Source organism: Cysteiniphilum halobium, from assembly GCF_003574425.1.
Taxonomy (GTDB): Bacteria; Pseudomonadota; Gammaproteobacteria; order Francisellales; family Francisellaceae; genus Caedibacter; species Caedibacter halobius.
This window is the reverse complement of sequence record NZ_QLIU01000010.1, coordinates 26,098-43,499: the sequence shown is the minus strand read 5'-3', so window position 1 is coordinate 43,499 and position 17,402 is coordinate 26,098. Positions and strand designations below refer to the sequence as shown.

Sequence of the window (17,402 nt, the reverse complement as noted above, 5' to 3'; positions counted from 1 at the left end):
GAAAAGAAGAGAATAAGAACAATCTAATCTTGATTTGTGCCAGTTAAAAATTTCCTTTAAACTATTTGTCAGCTGTTTGAGGTGCTTTTTCATGGTGTGCAAATCAAGAAAAAATAACGCTTCAAGCAGCAATTTGCAAATTTTTCTTCGTGTACAGAGTGTACAGAGTTGTTAACCTTTAATAGATTACTCATGACGTGTTAATATACATGCTTGGTTCTGCAATAGAAAAGAGTAATTATGTCAATGCGCCGTCATTCATTTTTAGACCAATGCATAGGTGAGCTTCAGCATTTTGTAAAGTCTGTTGTGTTGCCTGCAAAAAACCCAATGTCGACAACCCCTGCTTTTGATATAAATGAATCGGAGCTTGATGCGACAGAATCAAAACATGTAGCAGGGCTTATGCGAGTGGATCACACCGGTGAGATATGTGCGCAAGCACTCTACAGAGGTCAAGCATTTGTGGCTAAAGAGCACGAAACACGTGCGCATTTACATCATGCTGCAGAAGAAGAGTATAATCATTTGTCGTGGTGTGAAACACGATTAGAAGAGTTGGATGCAAAAAAGAGCCTTTTGAATCCCTTATGGTATGTGGGATCATTCTCCATTGGTGCAGTGGCAGGATTGCTTAGTGACAAAGTAAGTTATGGTTTTGTAATTGAAACTGAAAAGCAGGTGATGCGCCATTTAGAGGCGCATTTAAATGAATTGCCCGTTCAGGATAAGAAATCGCGTGTGATTTTAATGCAGATGTATAAAGATGAACAATCACATGCTGATGAGGCAGCACTTGCAGGAGGTGTTGAATTTCCGCTGTGGGCGAAGTTGATCATGAAAGCCCAGTCAAAGGTGATGACTACATTGGCATATCGTATTTAGAAAGACGATTGCTTACTATGGATGTGTTTTATCCCGATTGTAAATCATTTTGTGGTGGGTATAGCAATCACTGTTGATCCTTAGGGTTTAAAATGTATTTCTCTTTAAGCTCTTGTTTTAACACTTTGCCAACAGGATTCTTTGGTAATTCATCCAAGAACATAATGTCTTTTGGTGTTTTGTAATGAGCAAGGCGTGTATAGCAGAATTCAGTAATTTCTTTGGCTGTAATTGATTGATTATCCTCAAGTACAACAAAAGCAAAAGGCTTCTCACCACTAGAGTGTGATGGTGCACCAACAACAGCAACATCTTTCACCGCTGGAATTTGCAAAATGGTATTTTCAATCTCTTTTGGAAAGACGTTAAAGCCAGAAACAATCAGCATATTTTTGGAACGTCCTGAAATCGTTAATCGTCCCATATCATCCAAAAATCCAATGTCCCCTGTTTTAAGCCAACCATCAGGGGTAAAGTGCTCTTTGGTCGTCTTTTCTAAATGCCAATAGCCTGGAGATTGTTGTGGGCCTTTAACCCAGATCTCACCATTTTCATTGGCAGGTAAATCATTGTCTTGATTATCACGAATAGACACATCGGTGCTTGGTAGTGGGTAACCCACTGTGCCATTAAATACATCATCATCAAAGCGATTAATGGTAACTGCTGGTGACATTTCAGATAAGCCGTATGCTTCATGGATGGTGACACCTGTGATGGCTTTCCAATCATCAGCAACACGTTTAACAGTCGACATTCCACCACTTAATGTGTATTTAAAGTGAGGAAATGTCGATTGACGGAATGTGTCATTGTGTAAAAGTGCTGCATATAGAGTATTGATACTGTTAAAAATAGTAAAAGGTGTTTTTTGCATTGTTTTAACAAGTGATTTAATATCACGTGGATTTGGGATAAGTACCTGCTTTGAGCCTGCAAGGTAAAAGGTAAAAAAGTTAGCAGTCAATGCAAAGATATGATAAAGCGGTAATGCACCAATAACAATTTGTTTATCAAGATTAACATCTGTGCCAAGCCAGCTCCAGACCTGTTGAATATTCGCAACGATATTGCGATGTAATAATATTGTACCCTTAGGTTTGCCTGTGGTACCACTGGAGTATTGTAGACATGCCATATCATCGCATGTAATCTCAATGCTTTCTTCATCAAAACTACGATGATAATGAAGTGCGGTACTTAACTTATGGAACTGTGACGCATCATGTTTGCTTTTCATGCCCTTAAGATAGGTTGCAACAAAATGAATAATTTGTTTTTTGGGGAAGCTGTACAGATCCACTAAATCAGTTGCAATCATGTGCTTAAGATCAGGTAAATCTTTTTTTGCCTCTTGTACTAAATGAGCAAATGTGCTTAGCACAAAAATACCTGTAGCTCCTGAGTCTTGCATGATCTCTTTGATCTCATGTGCGGTGTATAACGGATTAATGTTAACAAAGATCGCCCCTATTTTGAGAATGCTGATAAGTACAATCGGGAATTGCAATAGGTTTGGCAACATAATCGCGATTTTATCACCTTGTTTAAAGCCTAGCTCATAATGCAAGAAAGCTGCGACTTTATTGCTGTAATGATCGATTTGTTGATACGTCATATCGTGATCATGGCAGGAAAAAGCGATGTTGCTTGGGAATTTTAATGCAGCTTGCTTTAGCATTGATACCAATGTTTCAGTTGATGCTGGGATGTCGCTAGGAACGCCATTTGGGTAATGTTTGATCCATGGTTTTTCTGACATAGTGTCTTGTCTCCGTTTTTATCAAAAATCCAAAAGTAATGAAGCTAAAAAGTAAATATACCAAAATTAAGCTTAGTCACATTCTAGACGTTGAATTTGCATGTTGTAAATAAATTCACTGCGAATTGCATAAATTATGTTGCTTTGCAATATTTTTTATATGATTTTAGCAATATTTTGGTTGGTGTAGCTTAATTTTTTACAAAATCGCTGTTATATTGCTAAAGAAATGAAATGGATTAACTGGCTTAAGGATAACTTTGTAGCATCAGGAAGAAAGTCATAGTTCAAGACTGTTTGCGGCAAAGATTGGTTAGAGTTGACCTTTAGAATGCTAGATTGAATAAGTGAAATTAAGGAAACGCGCATGATCAAGAAAATCTATAAATCAAGTAAGAAATCGATGCCACCTATTTCGGTAACTGAGCAAGTGGCATTAGATGCTGGGGATTGCTGGTATGAAAAACAAGTCTTCCAAGGTTTGCCTGATTTTGATGAGTTACATCGTTTGCAGAAGTTTCAGCTAAATGAAGAGGAGCAGTCTTTTTTAGATAATGAAACGACTGAGCTTTGTGCAATGATTGATGACTGGCAGGTGACACATGTCGATCGTGATTTGCCAGTGGCAGTATGGAACTTCATTCGTGAAAAAGGTTTTTTTGGTTTAGTCATTCGCAAAGAATATGGTGGCAAAGGTTTTTCAGCCGCCGCACATTCTGAAATTGTGATGAAAATTGCCACTAAAAGTGTTTCAGCTGCAGTCACGGTGATGGTCCCTAATTCATTAGGCCCTGGTGAGTTATTGCATCACTATGGTACAGATGAGCAAAAAGATATGTTCTTGCCAAAATTAGCTGCAGGCATCGATATTCCTTGTTTTGCACTAACTGGCCCAACTGCCGGCTCGGATGCAACTTCTTTGCCGGATAAAGGCGTTGTCTGCAAGGGGGAGTATAATGGTCGTGATGTCTTGGGTATTCGCTTAGAGAACATCAATAAGCGTTATATCACCTTAGCACCTGTTGCTACTTTAGTTGGTTTGGCATTTCAATTATATGATCCAAACAACTTACTTGGTGAGATGGGTAAAGAGGGTATTACTTGTGCATTATTACCACATGATCATCCGGGACTTGAAATTGGAAATCGTGCTTATCCTCTATCACAAGCCTTTATGAATGGTACAATTCGTGGAAAAGATTTGTTTATTCCAATAGATTGGATTATTGGTGGACAGAAAATGGCAGGTGAAGGTTGGCGTATGCTGGTTGAGTGCTTATCGATTGGACGTGCGATATCACTTCCTGCATGTGGCACTGCCAATACGCTGTTATCTAGTGTTATAACATCTGCTTACAGTATGGTCAGAGAGCAGTTTAAATCGCCGATTGGTTACTTTGAAGGTGTTGAAGAGAAGCTTGCACAAATGGGGGGACTTGCCTATCTTGCTAATGCGACTAGACAGTTTACCGTGGCAGCTGTTGATGCTGGCATCAAACCTTCAGTAGCGTCTGCTATTTCTAAATATCACTTAACCGAAATGGGGCGACATGTTATTAATCATGCGATGGATATTCACGCGGGACGCGCTGTTATTATGGGACCTAATAACTATTTAGCACGAGGCTATCAAGCAACACCTGTTGGTATTACTGTTGAGGGAGCTAATATCATGACGCGTAACTTGATGATCTTTGGACAGGGTGCCATGCGTTGTCATCCATATGTGCGTGATGAATCTGAAAGCCTAATGAATAAAGATGAGAAAAAAGGCTTTGAGCAATTCTCAAAACTAATGAAAAAGCACATTAGTTATATGATTAAAAATACAACACGAACTTTTTGGTATGGTATTAGTTGTGGTGCAACAGCAAAAGGTTATTCATCTAAATTTAATAAATACTATAAACGCATTACCCGTTTAAGTACGGTATATGCATGTGTTAATGACATTGCTCTTGTTACTTTAGGTGGCGCACTTAAGCGCAAAGAGCGCTTATCAGCACGTTTGGGTGATGTGATGAGTTATCTATATATGGCATGTGCTGTATTGAAATATTACAAAGATAATGGTGAACAAGCAGCAGATGATGTGTTTGTTAGCTGGAGTTTGCAGCATTGCTTATATGAAGCGCAAAATGCGTTATGTGAAATTTTTGCTAATTTCCCAAATAAAGCATTAGCAGGGACTTTGCGCTTTATTGCTTTTCCTTATGGTAAGCCATTTAAAAAACCGGATGACCGTTTGGATCATAAGCTAGCACAAGCTTTATTAAAAGATGAGAAGACACGTCAACGTATGAAATCAATGTGTTATGTCCCAGAGGATGACAAGGATCCAATAGGACGTGTTGAGCTTGCTTATCAAAAAGTGCTTGAAGCAATTCCGGTGCAAAAGAAAATCAAAGAAGCAATTAAAGCAGGTACGATACCAAAAGCTAGTTGGAGTAACTCTATTGACAAGGCACGTCAGCATAATGTTATTAGCGATGATGAGGTGACTTTACTTAAAGATCTAATGAAGCGTGTTAATGACGTGATACAAACTGATGAATTCTCGCCTTATGCTTTGGGTCCTAAAAATGCACATCCGGAATGGCGCGAAGCATATGAAGCGATGCATAAAATGTCCGATAAATCTGAAAAATTAAAGACAACAGCTGAGAGCATGTAAGATATACACCTATCGTAAATCACATTGCGGTGGTATAAAAAGTTAACATAAGGAGAACTTTTAGATGAGTGAATTGGAGCAAATAAGCGAATTAGAGCAGAAGTTTAACGATATGGTGCAGGCAGTACGCGATGCAACCATTGATTTTAAACCCGATAATAATCAAAAATTGAAATTATATGCTTTTTATAAACAAGCAACTGTTGGTGATGTTCAGGGCAAGTGTCCATCTGTTTTAAAAATGGTAGAACGTGCTAAGTGGATGGCATGGGACTCGATCAAAGGGTTGTCAAAAGAAGAAGCCATGCGTGGTTATTTGGCGGTTTTTGGACATGAATTTGCTGAGTCTCAAGATGCAAAAGTCACTGATCCTCCTCAGACAAGCGTTAAATCTGAGCCAGCAGTACAGCGCCAGCATGTGGGCATTGAGAAAGTAGCTATCCTTGGTGCCGGTGTCATGGGAGCGCAAATTGCCGCACATTTTGCTAATGCACGTATTCCTGTGGTACTTTTTGATTTAAAAGCCAAAGAGGGTGCGCCAAATGCGCTGATTGATGGGGCATTACAAAAACTTGTCAAACTTAACCCAAAACCTTTTGGGTCAACACAAGCACTTGACTATATTACTGCAGCGAATTATGAAGATCATCTTGAATTAATAAAAGATTGCGATGTCATTATTGAGGCGATTGCTGAGCGCATGGATTGGAAAAAGGATCTATATCATACAATTGCACCTCATGTTGCACCACATGCAATTATTGCCTCTAATACCTCAGGGTTAAGTATTGAATCTTTGACTGAAAGTTTACCAACACGATTGCATGCACATTTCTGTGGCGTGCATTTTTTTAATCCACCACGCTATATGCCCTTGGTTGAGCTTATTCCACATGGTGGTACTAAGGTAGAAGTATTGGATCAGCTGGAAAGCTTTTTGGTCCAAAAATTGGGTAAAAGTATTATTCGTGCGAAAGATACACCAAACTTTATTGCTAACCGATTAGGTGTTTTTTCGATGTTAGCAACGTGCCATTACACCGAAAAGTTTAATATTCCACTGGAAGTTGTCGATGGCTTAACAGGTAAGAAGCTTGGGCGTGCTAAGAGTGCCACATATCGCACAGCAGATGTGGTTGGATTGGATACGTTTGCACATGTTGTTGATACGATGAAAGATAATTTGCAGGATGGTTGGGAAAAAATCTACCAACTACCAAGCTGGATCCATGCACTAATCGAACAGGGTGCATTTGGACAAAAGACCAAAAAAGGGCTCTATCTTAAAGAAAAAGACGGACTTAAAGTGCTTGATCTACAAAGTCAAACTTACCGATTGTCTGATCAGAAGCCTGATAAAGCAGTGACCGAAATCTTAAGTGAAAAAGACTGGTCAGTGAAGTTGGCAAAATTAAAAAACATGGATCATCCACAAGCGCAATTCTTGTGGTCGTGTTTTAGAGATAGCTTTCACTATGCGGCATGTTTAGTTGGTGATATTTCCAATTATCCAAAAGATATGGATTTGGCGATTCGCTGGGGATTTGGTTGGAAAGAAGGTATTTTTGAAATTTGGCAACAAGCTGGTTGGCATGAAGTGATACGCTGGATCGATGAAGATATCAAGGCAGGAAAAACCCTTTCAAATAAAGCACTCCCTCAATGGGTATATGCGCTTAAAGAAGGTGTTTATGGTGATAATCAATCCTTTAGTTTTACTGATAATGCGCTAGTTGCACGTCAGGAATTACCCGTATACAAGCGTCAGTTACACAAAGACTATGTATTAGGTGAACATAGTACAATGCCAAGTGTTACTCTTTATGAAAATGACGGTGTACGCTTATGGAGTATTGACAATGAGATTGGCATTTTAAGCTTTAAGAGCAAGATGTGTGCAATTGGAGATGCTGTGTTAGCGGGTATTTCAGAGGCGATAAAAGTTGCTGAGCGTAAGCTCAAAGGCATGGTGATCTGGCAAGAGCAGGATATCTTCTCAGCAGGTGCTAACCTTGAGGAGTTTGGCTTTAAATTTATGATGCATGGCAAAGAAGCCGTTTATGATGTAATTCAAAAAGGACATCAAGTGATCACTCAAGAGTTGCGCTATAGCAAGATTCCAGTGGTTGCTGCTGTTAAGGGATTCGCCTTTGGTGGCGGTTGCGAGACGCTAATGCATTGTGATGCGGTGGTTGCCGCACATGAAAGCTATATCGGCCTTGTTGAAGCAGGCGTTGGAATAATACCTGGTTGGGGTGGTTCAAAAGAAATGGCAAAACGCGCCTCAGTTGCGCAAGACCCATGGAAAGACTTTGAGAAACGTTATAAGAATCTAGCAATGGCACAAGTAGCAACAAGTGCTTATGAAGCCATTGAGATGGGCTTCTTGCGTGAAAGTGACACTGTAGTTATGAATAGCAAAGAAATTTTAAGTATTGCGATCGAAAAGGCGCGATTCTTAGCATATTGCGGCTATGAGCCGCCATTAAAACAAAAGATTAAAGTCTTTGGTGAGGCGGGCATTGCCACCGTCAAAGGTCTTTTGGTTAATATGCGTGATGGTAACCAAATCTCAGCACATGATTATAAGATTGCAACCAATCTTGCAGATGCGATGTGTGGTGGTGAGATCGAAAAAGATACTTATGTTTCAGAGGATTGGTTACTTAAGCGTGAACTTGAGAACTTTGTTGAATTAGCACTTTCTGAGAAAAGTGCAGCAAGAATGCAGCATATGTTAGAAACAGGTAAACCATTGAGAAATTAGACTAAGTGAAATTATATATTTATTGAAATTAATACTATTCGTTAACCTGAATTTTCTCGTTTTCGAGGTGTAAAAATAAGGAGTTTTTATAAAATGACTGAACAAGCGGTATATATTGTTGCAGCGAAAAGATCAGCTGTTACTAAGGGTAAACGTGGTGGTTTTGCCAAGAAGCGTCCGGATGATTTATTAGCAGATATCTTAAAAGAAACGGTGAAAGAATCTAGAGTCAATCCTCTGGATATTGGTGATATCGTGATAGGTTGCGCTATGCCTGAGGGTGAGCAAGGTATGAATGTTGCGCGTATCTCAACACTTTTGGCAGGTCTGCCAGATTCGGTACCTGCCTTTACGATTAATCGATATTGCAGTTCAGGACTGCAGTCAATTGCTATTGCTGCCAATGAAATTGCTAAGGGTAATATGGAAGTTGCCGTTGCCGGTGGTATTGAATCAATGAGTATGATCCCATTTGGTGGACATAATATCTCATTTAGTAGTGAGATTTTTACCAAAGATGAAAATGTTGCTATTGCATATGGGATGGGGATCACCGCTGAGAATGTCGCTAAAGATTGGAATATCACGCGTCAAATGCAGGATGAGTTTTCATTAAAGAGTCATCAAAAGGCAATGCATGCGATTGAAAATGGTTACTTTAATGATGAGATTATTCCCGTTAAGGTGCATCATAGAAAGCCTGATGAGGCGAAAGCCGAGATCGTTGATAACGCAAAAATGATTCAAATCGATGAAGGTGCGCGCAAAGACACATCGATTGAAGCACTAGCCAAGCTTAAACCCGCGTTTGCAGCAGGTGGTTCAGTAACGGCGGGCAATAGCTCACAAGTCTCTGATGGCGCAGGAGCCGTTGTATTGGTAAGTGAATCTTATCTTAAGAAGCATAATCTAACCCCATTAGGTAAATTTCTAGGATTTGCAGTTGCGGGTGTGCCACCACGCATTATGGGAATTGGGCCGATTAAGGCGATTCCAAAAGTACTTGAACAAACCAATTTGACTTTAGCAGACATTGACTGGTTTGAGTTAAATGAGGCATTTGCTGCGCAATCTTTAGCTGTTATCAATGAGTTAAAGCTCGATGAAGCCAAGGTAAACCCTTGTGGTGGTGCAATTGCTTTGGGACATCCCCTAGGTGCTACGGGAACTGTGCTTACGGTTAAAGCACTGCACGGCTTAAGAAGAACCGGTAAAAAATATGGCATGGTCACTATGTGTATTGGTACGGGCATGGGTGCAGCTGGCATTATTGAGGCGTGTTAAAAAACGCTTAGATATTTTTGATGTCACCATCTTCGTTAATGAGCGTTTGGATATCGTTATCTACATAACGAATCACAAACTCTCCTGTCCAAGCACTTACTATGTTGTCTACAGTATTCATTCCAGTTTTGATTTGTTTGACTTGCCCTTTAGGTGTTATTAAAAGCATCTTGGATAATCCATTTTCTGAGTAATATCTCATCAATGCTTGACCATTATTTAAATTAATTAGATCAGGCTTCGTCGTGGATTTTATTGTATGTTGTATCCCGTCGATATCGACAAAAACTATTTCTTGTGCTTCTTTATAAAAAATAAGCATTGTAGGCGAAAAATATGAATGAAACTCATAAATAACCTCACCTGTTTCGTTGGCTTCTTTAGGTGGCTTAATATAGGTAGCTTCGCCTTTGGCTGTGATTAATGATATTGTAGGGGTTCCATGATAGGTAATCAGTAAGTTTTTACCTAAGCTTGGGTATATTTTATCAATACCCGAGGATGATTTGGGCGTGTCAACGTCAATTGAGCGATCACCTAATAGTAGGCGTAGCTTGCTACTATCAGTATATTGGATTACCACGTATTCTAAGGCCTGAGTAATGTTAGTTACCTTATGTACGCCACTATCAAAAGGGGAGTCAATTTTAGTTAAACTATCATTTGACTGCAGTTGATAGACTGTGTCCGTATCCTCATAAACAATAAATAATTGATCATTGGCAGCGAGCATTTGTTGGACACCTGAAGTAGCAATAGGTTTTTCTATATCAATGAGTTCGGCTTGTGCATTGATTAAGTTGATGGAGGAGCTATTATCATATGAAATAGCGATTTGAGATTGGTTTTTGATTAGTTCCTTAATATGCGCATTCTGAGGGGCTTTAACGTTAACAGATTTCCCATTTTCTTTGATTAAAGTCATATCTGAAGACTCATTATATTGGATGAGTGCATAGTTATCATGCATATGAACTATATCTATTTTATTGCTTTTTTCAGGTGCTTTGACGAGTGAAAATTCACCTTTTAGATTAACAATGCCAACATCAGCAGTTTTGTTATATTCAATTAAAAAATGATCTTTACCTAACCTTCTTATTGTATTGATATCTGCTGCTAGCTCTGTTTTTACAGGGATTATTTTATTATTTGTAATTAACTCTAGTTCGCCGTTGCCCTCAAATCCAACTAGGACCTCACCTGTTTTGGCAACACATGCTTTAGATATTCCGCCATGATGATCTGGGAAGCGAAATGTTGTAACTTCTCCTGTAGGAGAGATAAGCCTCCCTAATGACAGTTCATTTCGCAGTCTGAAATCATCTTTTGCATACTCACTGTAATAAGTAAAGATGGTTGGAGAGATAGAAAATTCATCATTATTAGCCACATAAGCAGAAAGTGTATATCGATCGGAAGATGGTTGTGGTGCGTCTACATAAACTTTATTACCGTTATGATAGAATAAAATAATGTTACCATCCTCGAAGTATAGTGGAGTGAAGTTCTTCGCTAAAAGTGCACCACTTTGTCTTTGGTATTCTTTTTTACCGGAGTCAGGCACAAAAGTGTCTACTCTATTGTTAGGATCCATGTGGGTTAACGCATTAGTGCCTTCATAGATATAAAATATATGTTCACCGTTTTTGGTAAGGTGTCTCAATCCAGTTGCCTTTTTAGGGGCATCTATGACGATGCTATCGTTGAAGCTAAACTCTCCAGTTCGAGTAACAAGCATTTGGTTATTGCCATAGGGAAATATTGCCTGTGCTTTACCATGCCTACTCTCTAAATAGAACCTAGCCTTTTGGGGGATGACTCTTATATTTTTTTGTGCTTGTTGACCATCTTGACCTTGGATGGTGATGCTTACTTCTTTGGATGTCATCTGATTGGCGCTAATACGGAATCGGCAAACACGGTGCCCTTCATCGATAGTACACTTATGGGGAGTTATCGCAAGGTCATTTTGTTCGGCAATGGTTAAGGTATAAGGGCGTTGCATATCTTCTGAAATGCTTGCATTTATATACGATGTTCCACCACCAGCGCGTAAGATATCTTGAGGCATGTTAAGTTGTATAGTTGTTTTTGGTGGGGTTATAGGGTTAACTTCATAAGTAGTCGATGAATTTGCAATATGAAATACATTGAATAGTGAAAAAAGGGCAATATATTTTAGATGAGCTCGTATTTTGATCATAATTTCTCCAATAGGGTCTTTTGGTTGGAAGCATTCTATCGAGAAATATAAAATCTGGCTGTTTCAGTAAGGTATTTGGCTGTAACAGTTATGATACTTCGCATGGCAATAAATTAAGGTGTTTGGCCTATGTACACGAAGAAAAATAAGCGTTCTTTCCCCTCTCAGTACTCCCTTGCTCCTGTTTTTGATTTGTTTTGTTTCACATTTATCAAAGCAGGCAGCCTTGCTCTAAGTCAAGGGCGGTGTCAGATCAAGTTTGAGCTACTACACTTGAAGGGATGATCTGTCATGCTTTCCCTCATTACTTTTGTGTTCATTATGAAATACGTTCAATACATTATTAGACGTGCTTTGGTTTTGTGCTAATGCATTTGTGAATGCACTGTTATTATCGCCTTGATAGTCGATTGCAATATTCTTGTGATGAGGTAATTTTTGCAAGGCTTCTGCGTATTCGTTCACGCTCAGATTAGGAATTTTTTTGAAGGTAATATGTACTGTTTTATCAGGCGTTACTTTCTGTTGTTCGTCTATTAGTTTTGATAGAGTTTCAATAAACTGACCAAAGGAAGATTGACGACTCTCCAAAGTGATGGCATTGGTAGTTTGATTCTGTGATAAGGTAAATTTACTATTATCTTTTGTAAAATCAATCTGCTGTTTTGTTATGCATTCATTTAGAGCAGTTAGGTTATTTCTAACTGTAGTTGTTGCGCCAATAGCGTTAACAAGTTCAAGAATATTGCACCAATCAATAAATTTCTTGCTACCATTTTTTTGATGGGTGCTTTTACAGGTACCATCAGTAGCTTGCGTTATGGCATCTCGAGCAGTAGGGGAAGATAGTATTTCGACAGAATATTGTTCTATCTTCAAACTTTTATCTAGATTGGAATCCTGTTTTGAATGTGAAAGTAAACTGAAGTTTCCGGTGCCAAAAATCAATTTACTGGTTCCGCCAATTTGTTCACTAAAATTATCAATCTTAAGTTCTTTCTCACCTTTAGGGTTAAGGTTTTTGTTCTGTTTAGAGATATTTTTACTGATCTTATTATTAATAACCTCAAATTCGCTATCCTTACCCACTTGTAATTGCGTGAATCCGTTATTGAGCTTTTTTTGTAGCTGATTAATTAAATCAGTTTTTTCTGCAATGTCATTTTCAAGCTTGGAAATTGTGCTTTTATCATTGTCCTGTAGCCGCTTTAGCTCCTTGATTTCTCCGTTATGTTGAATAAGCTCATTATCTTTTTTGTGCAAATTATCTTTTTGCTCAATCAACTGGCGCTGTAAGTTCTCCTGAGAGTCACTGCGATACTTTACAATTTGCTTGTAGCTTTCCAGTGTGTTTTTCAAACCCTCTATATGTAGCTTATAAGTCTCTACCATGGCATCAACATAAGCTTTATCCTCTGAACAGACTAGATTACGGTTAACCTCCTCTAAGTTGCTCTGAGCACTGTGTGATATATTGTCCTTCGCATTTAACCAAATGCCTCGAGTAGATGAGCGCATTTGGATGCTTACTTTCCCAAATGAACCCCCCTGTTTATGGCAGTTTGATTGAATATATTTTGGAAAGAGTTTTGATGCTTATCTAGCGATGCGTTAATTGACCTGTCCTGCCTGCTTGGAATGCTAGCGACTTTCATCCCTAATTTATAAGCGTCTTTTTTTCTAGCTTTTTCAAAATTGGTATTATCCTCAAGGAATTTGCTTGCACTTGCCTTAGCGTTTTTAGCGATTTTCTCAAAACGATTATTATCCTCTATAAATGCATTCTTTGACAAACCTTGATCATTAGGGTTGTTAGTATCTTGATTGAGGCTTTGCCGCTTAGTATCTGTTTCCGTGGTTTCAATCGTCAGGGTATTTGATGATGTCCTCTTTGTAGCACTATCTAAAGCAAATGAGTTATTTGTAAAATCTAACGTAATATTATTGTTCTGAGTTCCTAAACCATGAGATGAATTTTTGGTGCTTTCAAATGGTATCTCCCCAAATGTGAAGTCAGTATTCGGAACTTCAAAGTTATTAACTGGCTCTTTCTTACTGCTTTGAGTGCTGATCACTTTTTCTACCCCTTTAATTTGAGCGCTTGAGGGAGATTCAGGGGAGTTTTCATGACGACTGGAAAGCTCTTCAGCTAGCTGTGAGATATTTGCATTTAATCTGTTTGTTAACAACTGATCGAGCATTTTTAAGTCTACCTCACCTAAACTTTCCGCCATCTCTGGTTTATAAGCGCCTTTTTTTCGAGCTTTTTCAAAATTGGCATTATCCCCAAGGAATTTGCTCGCACTCGCCTTAGCGTTTTTAGCACTTTTCTCAAAATGATTATTATCCTCTATAAATGCATTTTTTGACAAATCTTGATAATTAGTGTTGATAGCATTTTGATTGAGGTTTCGCTTCTCGGCACTTTTTTTTGTGGTTTCAGTCATCAGGGTGTTTGACGCTGTATTTGCTGTTTTTGATGGCATTTTAGGTTCCTTTACTTGCTCGAGTTATATGCATTTGATGATAAGTTTAAATTTACCAATACATACCTTGGCATTCAATGTTTTGGAAACAATTCCATCAGTTTGATGAATGTGCCATTTTTTGTGTCGAATTTCATCTGTATTTGACAGGCAATAAATTAAAGGCTTTAGCACTAAATTTTGGTATACTCTGTGGCGATTTGTTTTGAATGAAAATGGAGTGACTGAATGTCCGACGTTAAAACTTATGATTCGTCAAATATTAAAGTATTAAAGGGTCTTGAAGCGGTACGTAAACGCCCAGGCATGTACATTGGGGATACTGATGATGGCTCAGGTCTTCATCATATGGTGTTTGAGGTGGTTGATAACTCGATTGATGAATCCTTAGCAGGATATTGTGACGATATCATTGTCACAATGCATACCGATGGTTCGGTATCAGTTAGTGATAATGGACGCGGAATTCCTGTGGATATTCACCCTGAAGAAGGGCGTTCAGCAGCTGAAGTAATTATGACTGTGCTGCATGCCGGTGGTAAATTTGATGATAACTCTTATAAGGTATCAGGTGGTTTACATGGTGTTGGTGTATCTGTTGTTAACGCACTTTCTGAGAGTCTTGAGCTACGTGTGTGGAAAAATGGCAAGGAATATGAACAGTATTATGCCCACGGTGAACCATTAGCACCATTAAAAGAAATAGGTAGTACCACAAAACAAGGGACAATGATTCGCTTTAAGCCATCTCCGCAAACATTTTCAATTGTCGAATTTAGTTATGAGATTTTGGCAAAACGCATTCGTGAGCTATCTTTTTTAAACTCAGGGGTTAAAGTTCAGTTGATTGACAAAATCAATGATCAACAGGTGACTTTCCAATATGAAGGTGGCATTAGCGCGTTTGTGGAGCATTTGAATAAAAGTAAAACGCCGTTGAATCAAAACATTATCAGTATTCAAGGGGAACGCAATGGTGTCATGGTTGAGCTGGCGATGCAATGGAATGAGTCCTATCAGGAAAATGTATACTGCTTTACTAACAATATTCCACAACGTGATGGAGGGACACACCTATCAGGTTTTAGAGCAGCATTAACGCGTACAGTTAATGGCTATATTGAGTCAGAAGGGTTAAATAAAAAGCTTAAAATAAGTACATCAGGTGATGATGCACGTGAAGGCTTAACTGCGGTATTATCCGTCAAAGTGCCTGATCCTAAGTTCTCATCACAAACCAAGGATAAGTTGGTTTCATCTGAAGTAAAAACCGCGGTTGAAGCTTTAGTTAATGAAAAGTTGCAAGAATTTTTATTGGAAAATCCGAATGAAGCAAAGTTGATAGCCAATAAGATTATTGATTCAGCACGTGCTCGAGAAGCAGCAAGAAAAGCACGTGAAATGACGCGCAGAAAAGGTGCCTTGGATATTGCGGGCTTACCCGGCAAGCTTGCCGATTGTCAGGAGAAAGATCCGGCCTTATCTGAGCTTTACATTGTTGAGGGAGATTCTGCAGGAGGCTCAGCTAAGCAGGCACGTGATCGTAGAACACAGGCTATTTTGCCATTAAAGGGTAAGATATTAAATGTTGAGAAAGCGCGTTTTGATAAAATGTTAAGTTCACAAGAGGTTGGGACTTTAATTAAAGCCTTGGGTTGTGGCATAGGTCGTGATGAATATGATCCAGACAAAACAAGATATCACCGTATTGTTATTATGACGGATGCTGATGTTGATGGATCACACATTCGTACATTGCTTTTGACTTTCTTTTATCGGCAAATGCCAGAACTTATTGAACGTGGTTATATCTATATCGCACAACCGCCGTTATATAAGGTCAAGCGTGGTAAGCAGGAAACTTATCTCAAAGATGATGCCGCTTTAGCACAATACTTGGGAAGTATTGGGATTGAAGGTGCGTCTTTATTTCCAGGTGAAAACATTCCCCCTATCTCAGGCGTTGGTTTAGAAAACTTGTATCAACAATATCAAAAAACCAATGCAAAAATGACTACTTTATCGCGTCGCTATCCAGTCAATGCGCTTAAGGCATTTGTTAGCTATTTGCCATATCCTGCTACTGGCGATGAATTGACGCTTAGTAATTGGTGGCAAGGCTTTGCTGAGCATGCTAATAAGCTTTCTAGTGGCTATGAATTTTATACAACAGTCATGCACAGTGAGCAACATGAAGATGAGAAAGTCATTAAACTGAAACTTTCGCGTTTATTACATGGTGTGAATACTGAATATAGTTTTAATTTAAGTTTCTTTGAAAGTAAAGACTATCAAAGCATTGTTGAGTTAGGTGCAGCCCTCAATGGCCTGTTAACCAAAGCGGCTTATGTTGAACGCGGCAGTAAGAAAGAGTTTGTTGATACGTTTGAGCAAGCGATGGAGTGGTTAATCTCTGAAGCCAAGCGTGGGCAGAATGTACAGCGCTATAAGGGTCTTGGTGAAATGAACCCAGAGCAACTATGGGAGACAACAATGGATCCTGCTGAGCGCCGTATGCTGCAAGTAACCATTGCAGATGCTGTGGCCGCTGATGAGTTATTTTCAACACTCATGGGTGATGATGTTGAGCCTAGGCGTGACTTTATTGAAAGCAACGCCCTTAATGTTGTAAATATTGATGTCTAAATATTATTCTTTGTTGACAGTTATACCTTGAGTTCTATACTTTAGTTATGTAGTACAAAATGTATTTCATTTATGGAGGCTAATTATGACATCAACTATCTCAGTGCGTCTAAATGAACAAGTCTTGCAAGCGGTTAAATCAAATGCGCACTTTCTACATGTGTCAAAAACTGAGTATATTCGCAAAGCAATAGATTATATGAACCATGAGATGCAACGTCAGATAAGTGCGGAAAAATTAAAAACAGCAAGTCTTAAGGTTCGAAAAGAAAGTATGAAGATAAATGCTGAGTTTGCTAAGTTTGAGCATGACCCAGAGTAGCCTTATGCAAACTGGTGAAATATGGCTTGCTAACCTAAATCCAAGTAAGGGCATTGAGCCTGGTAAAATGCGACCAGTTCTTATTGTGCAAAATCAGGTGCTGATTGATGTAGAGCATCCTTCGACAATTATTATTCCATTAACCACAAACTTAGTTGATGATGCATCGCCACTGCGTATTAGAGTGCATCGCCAAGATAAACTTGAGAAAGACTCAGATTTACTTATCGATCAAATAAGAGTCATTGATAATAAACGTTTGATCGCTGGACCTTTGATGCAATTGCCTTTGGAGCAGCTGGATGTTGTCTATCGTGCATTATTAGAAGTGATGGGAATGACTGGGTATCAACTACAAACACATTAAAAT

General features: G+C 38.8%; 11 protein-coding genes. 7 read left to right on the top strand and 4 right to left on the bottom strand.

All coding sequences use genetic code 11. From position 1 onward, the window contains the following. The first annotated feature begins 240 nt into the window (after window positions 1-240). Window positions 241-885 carry a 2-polyprenyl-3-methyl-6-methoxy-1,4-benzoquinone monooxygenase gene (coq7, locus tag DNK85_RS02750; RefSeq protein ID WP_235842359.1) on the top strand — a complete coding sequence of 215 codons (645 nt, stop codon included), beginning with the start codon at window positions 241-243 and terminating at the stop codon, window positions 883-885. 67 nt (window positions 886-952) lie between these two features. Here coq7 and DNK85_RS02745 read toward each other — a convergent pair whose 3' ends face one another. Then, window positions 953-2,647: a long-chain-fatty-acid--CoA ligase gene (locus DNK85_RS02745; protein ID WP_119328055.1), complete on the bottom strand. Its 1,695-nt coding sequence runs from the start codon at window positions 2,645-2,647 to the stop codon at window positions 953-955. Between the two features lie 352 nt (window positions 2,648-2,999). On the opposite strand from DNK85_RS02745, the gene DNK85_RS02740 reads away from it, so the two are divergent. From DNK85_RS02740 to DNK85_RS02730, 3 genes are all read left to right on the top strand, one after another. Continuing rightward, window positions 3,000-5,321, top strand: a complete 2,322-nt coding sequence (locus DNK85_RS02740; RefSeq protein ID WP_268876825.1) for an acyl-CoA dehydrogenase — start codon at window positions 3,000-3,002, stop codon at window positions 5,319-5,321. A gap of 82 nt (window positions 5,322-5,403) precedes the next feature. Further along, complete coding sequence (locus DNK85_RS02735; protein WP_119328057.1) at window positions 5,404-8,088, top strand: acyl-CoA-binding protein; 2,685 nt, start codon at window positions 5,404-5,406, stop codon at window positions 8,086-8,088. A gap of 93 nt (window positions 8,089-8,181) precedes the next feature. Then, complete coding sequence (locus DNK85_RS02730; protein WP_119328053.1) at window positions 8,182-9,372, top strand: acetyl-CoA C-acyltransferase; 1,191 nt, start codon at window positions 8,182-8,184, stop codon at window positions 9,370-9,372. 7 nt (window positions 9,373-9,379) lie between these two features. On the opposite strand, the gene DNK85_RS02725 is transcribed toward DNK85_RS02730, so the two are convergent. From DNK85_RS02725 to DNK85_RS02715, 3 genes are all read right to left on the bottom strand, one after another. Further along, window positions 9,380-11,578, bottom strand: a complete 2,199-nt coding sequence (locus DNK85_RS02725) for a hypothetical protein (protein ID WP_119328052.1) — start codon at window positions 11,576-11,578, stop codon at window positions 9,380-9,382. 267 nt (window positions 11,579-11,845) lie between these two features. Then, window positions 11,846-13,096, bottom strand: coding sequence for a hypothetical protein (locus DNK85_RS02720; protein ID WP_119328051.1), 1,251 nt, complete (start codon window positions 13,094-13,096; stop codon window positions 11,846-11,848). Between the two features lie 8 nt (window positions 13,097-13,104). After that, complete coding sequence (locus DNK85_RS02715; RefSeq protein WP_162896487.1) at window positions 13,105-13,950, bottom strand: hypothetical protein; 846 nt, start codon at window positions 13,948-13,950, stop codon at window positions 13,105-13,107. Between the two features lie 342 nt (window positions 13,951-14,292). On the opposite strand from DNK85_RS02715, the gene gyrB reads away from it, so the two are divergent. The 3 genes from gyrB to DNK85_RS02700 all read left to right on the top strand — a co-directional run bounded on the left by gyrB (window position 14,293) and on the right by DNK85_RS02700 (window position 17,399). After that, window positions 14,293-16,710, top strand: coding sequence for a DNA topoisomerase (ATP-hydrolyzing) subunit B (gene gyrB / locus DNK85_RS02710; protein ID WP_119328049.1), 2,418 nt, complete (start codon window positions 14,293-14,295; stop codon window positions 16,708-16,710). An 85-nt stretch (window positions 16,711-16,795) separates the two neighbouring features. Then, window positions 16,796-17,032, top strand: a complete 237-nt coding sequence (locus DNK85_RS02705; RefSeq protein WP_119328048.1) for a CopG family transcriptional regulator — start codon at window positions 16,796-16,798, stop codon at window positions 17,030-17,032. Window positions 17,033-17,036: 4 nt separating this feature from the next. After that, window positions 17,037-17,399: a type II toxin-antitoxin system PemK/MazF family toxin gene (locus tag DNK85_RS02700; protein WP_119328047.1), complete on the top strand. Its 363-nt coding sequence runs from the start codon at window positions 17,037-17,039 to the stop codon at window positions 17,397-17,399. Window positions 17,400-17,402: the final 3 nt, after the last annotated feature.

Excerpts from the sequence above, each read along its gene's own strand:
- DNK85_RS02730 (WP_119328053.1), top strand. The coding sequence starts at position 8,182 with ATGACTGAACAAGCGGTATATATTGTTGCAGCGAAAAGATCAGCTGTT.
- DNK85_RS02725 (WP_119328052.1), bottom strand. The coding sequence starts at position 11,578 with ATGATCAAAATACGAGCTCATCTAAAATATATTGCCCTTTTTTCACTA.
- DNK85_RS02700 (WP_119328047.1), top strand. The coding sequence starts at position 17,037 with ATGCAAACTGGTGAAATATGGCTTGCTAACCTAAATCCAAGTAAGGGC.
- coq7 (WP_235842359.1), top strand. The coding sequence starts at position 241 with ATGTCAATGCGCCGTCATTCATTTTTAGACCAATGCATAGGTGAGCTT.
- DNK85_RS02745 (WP_119328055.1), bottom strand. The coding sequence starts at position 2,647 with ATGTCAGAAAAACCATGGATCAAACATTACCCAAATGGCGTTCCTAGC.
- DNK85_RS02705 (WP_119328048.1), top strand. The coding sequence starts at position 16,796 with ATGACATCAACTATCTCAGTGCGTCTAAATGAACAAGTCTTGCAAGCG.
- DNK85_RS02720 (WP_119328051.1), bottom strand. The coding sequence starts at position 13,096 with ATGCGCTCATCTACTCGAGGCATTTGGTTAAATGCGAAGGACAATATA.
- gyrB (WP_119328049.1), top strand. The coding sequence starts at position 14,293 with ATGTCCGACGTTAAAACTTATGATTCGTCAAATATTAAAGTATTAAAG.